The 6,194-nt window shown below is 72.2% G+C and carries 6 protein-coding genes; 1 reads left to right on the plus strand and 5 read right to left on the minus strand.

Going from position 1 to position 6,194, the window contains the following annotated elements; translation table 11 throughout:
* Positions 1 to 37: 37 nt before the first annotated feature.
* The 5 genes from C1J00_RS05675 to C1J00_RS05695 all read right to left on the minus strand — a co-directional run bounded on the left by C1J00_RS05675 (position 38) and on the right by C1J00_RS05695 (position 5,448).
* Positions 38 to 1,222: a hypothetical protein gene (locus C1J00_RS05675; RefSeq protein WP_102907929.1), complete on the minus strand. Its 1,185-nt coding sequence runs from the start codon at positions 1,220 to 1,222 to the stop codon at positions 38 to 40.
* A gap of 33 nt (positions 1,223 to 1,255) precedes the next feature.
* Positions 1,256 to 2,269: a C40 family peptidase gene (locus C1J00_RS05680; protein ID WP_102907930.1), complete on the minus strand. Its 1,014-nt coding sequence runs from the start codon at positions 2,267 to 2,269 to the stop codon at positions 1,256 to 1,258.
* Positions 2,270 to 2,500: 231 nt separating this feature from the next.
* Positions 2,501 to 3,541, minus strand: coding sequence for a C40 family peptidase (locus C1J00_RS05685; RefSeq protein WP_102907931.1), 1,041 nt, complete (start codon positions 3,539 to 3,541; stop codon positions 2,501 to 2,503).
* 245 nt (positions 3,542 to 3,786) lie between these two features.
* Complete coding sequence (locus C1J00_RS05690) at positions 3,787 to 5,136, minus strand: NYN domain-containing protein (protein WP_102907932.1); 1,350 nt, start codon at positions 5,134 to 5,136, stop codon at positions 3,787 to 3,789.
* A gap of 72 nt (positions 5,137 to 5,208) precedes the next feature.
* The gene (locus C1J00_RS05695) at positions 5,209 to 5,448 is read right to left on the minus strand and encodes a hypothetical protein (RefSeq protein WP_003989675.1); all 240 of its coding nucleotides are present in this window, start codon (positions 5,446 to 5,448) and stop codon (positions 5,209 to 5,211) included.
* A 159-nt stretch (positions 5,449 to 5,607) separates the two neighbouring features.
* Here C1J00_RS05695 and C1J00_RS05700 point away from each other — a divergent pair.
* Positions 5,608 to 6,194 (plus strand): rhomboid family intramembrane serine protease (locus C1J00_RS05700; RefSeq protein ID WP_102907934.1); only part of this gene is annotated, 587 nt, incomplete at its 3' end.

Consider the following 6,194-nt stretch of genomic DNA (forward strand, 5'->3'; position numbering starts at 1 on the left):
TGAGTGAGCCACGGCGGGTCCGGCCCCGCGTCAGCCGTCAGCCCAGCTGCTCCCGCAGGTAGGCCCGCCACTGTTCCGTGAAGGCCTCCGGCGTAGTCCCCAGAACCTTCCGCATGGCGTCCTCCACCGCACCCGGGCGTTCCCGGTGCTCCCCGACGGCCCGGTAGAAGTCGCCCAGCCGGGCCTCGCCCCAGCGGTCGGCGATCAGCCGGCACGCCGTCCAGCCGCTCTCGTAGGAGCGGGCCAGCCGGCTCGCGTCGCCGGTGAAGCCGAAGTCCTCGTCGTCCGGGAGCGCGGTGGGGACCCGGCCTGCGTCGACCGCCCGGGACAGTTCGGGCGCGGCCTCGGTGGGGGTGCGGCCGGTGGCGCGGTAGCCGACCCAGTCGGCGTACCCCTCGGACAGCCACAGAGGGGTGGCGGCCGTGGTGCGGGCGCGGGTGGCGACATGGGTGGTCTCGTGGGTGACGACGACCTGCTCGCCGAGACCGCCGAGGAGCGCGAACGCGTCCGGGTTGACGATGATCCGGTCCGCCGACGCCCGGTCCCGCGCACCCGTCTCGCCGGTGGTGACCGCCGCGATCCCGCGGTAGGCGGAGGCGGGCGAGCCGAGCAGCCCCGCCATCCCCTCCAGTGACCTCGGCACGAGCACCACGACCCGCCGGCTCCATCGCGTGCCCCAGGCGTCCGACACTGCGGGCACCGCACGGTCGGCCAGGTCCGCGAAGTCCCGCAGCGCCTGCCCGGACTGCCCGACGCCGAGCACCAGGCTGTACCGGCCCCGGACGAGGTGCACCGCCCCCTGGTCCCAGAGCTGCTGCGCGGACTTCTCGGCCGGCCGGTCGGTGTCGACGGCCCACTTCCCGTCCGCTCCCCGGCTCAGCCGCAGGGTGCGCCCGGCGGTCACCGGAGCCCGGTCGTAGCCGGCGACGCGGTAGCGCAGTTCGGCGTCGGCGGTGGCCGTGTCGCCGGTGCGGCGCAGTCCGGTCACCCGGTACGACCAGGCGGCCACGGGCACCGAGCGCAGTCTGGCCAGATCCGTCCCCGTGCCCGTCCGTTCGTAGGCCCGCTCGTCGCGGTCCAGGACGGCTGCGGCCCGCCGGTCCAGGAGCCGCTGCACGTCGGCCGTGGCACTGTCGACGGCAGGCCGCCCGCCGCACCCGGTCAGGGCGACGAGCAGCACGACGAGCGCCACGAGCACGGACCCCGACCTTCGACCAGCCACGTTCCCGATCGTACGGGCGCCGGGCCGCCCCGGTCAGACCCTGGTGACCGACGAGACGGGCATCATCCCGACCGGGTCGTAGCGCACGGGCGCGCCGGGGTAGGGCGCGTGGATGACCTGGCCGTTGCCCATGTACATCCCGACGTGGCTGGCGTCGCCCCGGTAGACGACCAGGTCACCGGGGCGTGCCTCGGACAGCGGGATCTGCCGGCCGGCGTACCGCTGGGCCTGCGAGGTGCGCGGCAGGGAGACCCCGGCCTGCGCGTACGACCACTGCATCAGACCCGAACAGTCGAAGCCGGAGGGTCCGTTGGCGCCCCAGATGTAGGGCTTGCCGAGGGCGCTGCGGGCGGCGGCGACGGCGGCGGACCCGCGTCCCGAGGCGGCGGTGGCGCTGCCGGGGCCGGGCAGGTCGCCGCGGCCGGAGCGGGAAGCCCTGCCGTAGGCGTCGCGTTCGGCCTCCGGCAGGGAGTTGAGCAGCCGTCGGGCCGTGGCGAGTTTCCGCTCGACGGTCTTCTTGTGCGCGGCGACGGCCTTGCGGCTCCTGTCCAGTTCGCGGAGCTTCTCGGCGGCCTCCTCGCGTTCCTGGGCGAGTTCGCGCATGGCGTGCCGGAGTTCCTTCAGCTCACCGGCCTGGTGGGCGGTGAGGCGGTCGAGCCGGGACGCGTGGTCGAGGTAGTCGTCCGGGTCGTCGGAGAGCAGCAGGACGAGGGACGGGTCGATGCCGCCCTCGCGGTACTGGGCGCCGGCGAGGGAACCGAGGGAGTCGCGCAGGGAGTTGACGCGCTGCTGCCCGCGGGCGATGCGGTCCCGGGCGGTGCCGACCTCCTCGCGCAGTTCGTCGGCGCGTTCGTCGGCCGCGTTGTACGCCTCGGTCGCCTTCTCGGCCTGCTCGTAGAGCCGGTCCACCGTGGCCCGGGTGTCGTCGTGCGGTGCGGCGGCGGCCGGGACCGCGCCCACGGCGGCGGCCGCGACGGACAGGAAGCTGACCGCGGCACCGGCGCCCCGGTCGAACCCGGACGGTGCAAGGCGGCGATGGGACCCCACGGGAAGCCGCTCTCCTTCCGCTGGCGGACTGGAACGCGGCAGACAGTAGCCCCGCGACGGGGGGCCGCCAACGGCCATCCGTGGGTATTCGGCACGGCGCCCCGCCGCTGACGCAGGTCAATGGCGGGGCGTGGGCTCACTCGGGCTGTTGCGATTCGCCCGAACGGCGGACACCGTGTCCTGATCTTGAGAACGCCGGAAGTCTCCGGGGGATGGCGCCAGGGGTCGGGATCAGACCCGGACGCCGAACATGAACGGGCCGCCGATGGTGTCCATCGACTCGTAGCGGACGACCGTGCCGGTGCGCGGGGCGTGGATGATCTGCCCGTTGCCGGCGTAGAGGCCCACGTGGTGCAGGTCGTTGAAGAAGAAGACCAGGTCGCCGACCTTGAGCTGGCTGACCGAGTAGATCTTGGTGCCGGCTCCGGTCTGGGCCTCGGAGGTGCGCGGGATCTGGACGCCGGCCGCGGCGTACGCCCGGGAGGTGAGGCCGGAGCAGTCGTAGGAGCTCATGCCGGTGGCGCCGTAGACGTAGGGCTTGCCGAGCTGGCTCTGGGCGAAGGCGAAGGCGGCGGCGGCACGGCCCGAGCCGGGCGGGACGTCGACGGTGAGGGCGTCGCGCTCGCTGGTCCGGCTGGCGCGGTTCTGCTCGGCGGCCAGTTCGGCCTTCTGCGCGGCCGTGAGGCTGTTGAGCAGCTTCTGCGCGGAGGAGAGCTTGCCCTGGACTTCCTTCTTCTTCTTGCCGAGTTCGGTCCGGGTGGAGGCGAGGTCCTTGAGCTTCTCGGAGGCCTCGGCGCGTTCCTGGGCGAGTTCGCGCTGCTTCTCCTGGACCTTCTTCAGCGCCTCGACCTGCTGGCTGCTCAACTGGTCGAGGGTGGAGGCCTTGTCCAGGTAGTCCTCCGGGTTGGCGGAGAGGAACAGCTGGACGGAGGGGTCGATGGAGCCGGTGCGGTACTGCGAGGCGGCGGCGAGGCCGAGGCTGTCGCGGAGCTCGTTGAGCTCCTCCTGGCCGCGGGCCACGTTGTCCTGGATGGTGGAGATCTCCTTCTGGAGCTTCTCCTGCTTCTCCTTGGCCCCGTTGTACTTCTCGGTGGCCTGCTCCGCCTCTTCGTAGAGCTTGTCGACCTTGGCCTTGACCTCGTCCTTGCTCGGCTTCTCGCTGGGGGCGGCGTTGGCGGCCTGCGAGCTGAAGGCGACGGCAGCGGCGGCGGCGGTGGTCAGCACGGTCACACGTGCGCGGCTCGGCTGCTTCGGACGACGGTGGGACGCCACGGGTGACAAGCTCCTTCTGGCTCCTCCGCCGTCTCTCCCGATGAGCGATCACCCGAGCGGAGGTTCGGCCCGACCCTAGTGACCTTCCTGTGATCAGTTCAAATCCTCAGATGAAAAATCGCGTCACGGTAGGCCAACTTTTCCCCTGGACTCACTGTTGGTGAGACCCACTTGACGCAACGTGACTCACAGGTCACAGCAATTCGGGCATCACGCCCGGACGTTACGCATGGGGCGTATACCCCCTAGGCCCTCGAAAGGCGCTTGAGGAGCATCGCCGAGGCCACCGGGCGGGCGCCGGCGCGGGCGACGCCGTCGGCGACCTCGCGGTCCGTGGAGGCCACGATGACCGGGCGGCCCGGGGGTTCGGCGCGCACCAGCTGGCGGATCAGCTCGTCGGCGGTGACCCCCGGCTTCGAGAAGAGCACCCGGACGCCGCGCGGCGGCGCCAGCAGCACCGGCGCGGCGAGTTCGGCGCCGTCGAAGACGCAGGTCACCTCGGCGCCGCTCTGCGCGGCCAGTTGGGAGAGCTGCCCGAGCAGCCTGAGGCGCTGCTTCTCCAGCGGCATCTGCGGATAGCCGGTCTTGGTGACGTTGTAGCCGTCGACGACCAGATGGGCCTGCGGCAGCGCCAGCAGCTGGTCCAGGACCTGCGGGTCGTTCTCGGACAGGGCGCGGGCGGCGATGTCCTTCGGGGACATCCGGCCCGGCTCGACGGCGTCGACGGTCTCGGCGGGGCGCACCGACACCGGCGGCAGGGCCAGTTCGCGGCGGAGCCCCTGGGTGGCGTCCAGCAGGGTGTCCAGCAGCAGCCGTACCCGCATGTCCTCGACGCTGCGGCCTTCGCGGGCGGCCCGGCGCGCGGCCTCCAGGGCGGCCTCGGTCTCGCCCAGCCGGGACTTGAGCCGCCGGGTCTCGCTCTCGGCGGCGGACACCTGGGCGTGCCCCTCGGCGCGGACGGCCTCCATCTCGCCCTGCGCCTTGCGCAGGGCGGCCTCGCCGCGCTTGACGTCACTGAGGGCGGCGCGCAGCTTGCGGTGCAGCGACTCGGTTTCCTTTTTGGCCGATTCCAGCTCCGTGCGCAGCCGCTCGGTCTCGGCCCGGGTATGGTCGCGGGCCCGGTCCAGTTCGGCGCGCAGCCGCTCCAGCTCGGCCCGGACCTCGTCGTCGGCGCGCTCGGCGTCGGCCCGCTGGGCCTCCTCGCCGGCGGCGGTCACCTGCTTCACCCAGCCGGGGGGCCGCAGTACGTAGGCCGCGGCCGCCACGTCGAGCGGGTCCGCGGCCGGGGGCGGGGAGCCTGAGTCCAGGGCGCCGGTCAGTTCCGGCTGGGCCTCTCTGAGCTTCTCCCCGATGCGCTGCCGGAACAGCGGATCGGTCTCCAGCGCTGCCGCCATCGCGTTGCCGGCGAACTTCGCCCGGCGGTTCGGTGCGAACCGGGCGTACTGCCGGAGCTGCGCGGGCAGCTCCCCGACGGTCAGCGCGCCGAAGCCGTCGGAGACGATCTGCACGACCCTGCGGCGCACGCCGTCGGGCAGCGGACGGTCGAGCACCTCGGCGGCGCCGTCGTCCGGCCCCCCGCCCGTGGTCTCCGCCATCCGTCACACACCCCAATTCTTGCGGGGCCCTCCCCCACGCTCGACTTCGCTCGAGCGGGGGGACCCCCATCGTCAGGAGCCGGCACCCGGCCTGTCCACGAGTTCCACCTGGTCCACCGCGTTGCACCAGCGGCAGCGCACCGACTCGATGGTCTCACTGAGCACCTCGCGCTCCTCGACCTTCGGCTCTCCGGCCAGGTCGAGGTGGACGTACTCGACGACCTTCGATGAGCGGGTCACGTCGAACCTCGTGAGGTTGCCGCAGAGGGTGCAGCGCCACCGCGTCTCAGCGGTCGGCAGGGGAACCGTCATCGTGACCTGTTCTCTTTCCTTCTAGTGTCCGCGACGCGACCGGCATCCCCGGTGCGTATGGCTCGTAACCCTACGGCCTGGCGAGTACCCGCCGCCCGCGTGTCCACGGCGGCGAGGCGGCCGGGGTGGTTGCGTCCGGCTACGTCATGCTTTGTGTTCATGATCCGCAAGTGGAGTGCGTCGATCGTCCGGGCCGGCAGATCGGTCAGGGGGTCGTCGGCGCCGGTCACGTACTCACTGATCGCGCTGTGCTGCCTTGCCTTCCTGGCCGGGCCCGCCTCGGGCCTGAATCCGGCGTACGGCACGGGCGACGAACTGCTCGCCGTACAGCGGGCCTACTTCCGGCGCTGGGGCGTGATTCCCGCAGAACTGTTCGAAGGGTCCGCGGGGTCGGCCCTCACCCCCGCGACCGCGCTCTTCGTCCACGGCAGCTGGGTGCACCTGCTCGGCAACATGCTCTTCCTCTACGTCTTCGGGGCGATGACCGAGGACCGGATGGGCCGAGTGCAGTTCACCCTGTTCTACGTCTGCTGCGGCTACCTGGCCCTGCTGGGTTACGCCGTCGCCAACGCGGACTCCGAGCAGTCCCTGGTCGGTGCCTCGGGGGCGATCTCGGCGGTCCTCGGTGCGTTCCTGTACCTGTTCCCGCGTGCCCGGGTGACCAGTCTTCTGCCGTTCCTCTTCTTCCTGCCGGTGCGCTTCCCGGCGTGGGTGGTGCTGCCGTTCTGGGCGGCACTGCAGTGGCT

The sequence above is a fragment of the Streptomyces cahuitamycinicus genome (assembly GCF_002891435.1).
GTDB lineage: Bacteria > Actinomycetota > Actinomycetes > Streptomycetales > Streptomycetaceae > Streptomyces > Streptomyces cahuitamycinicus.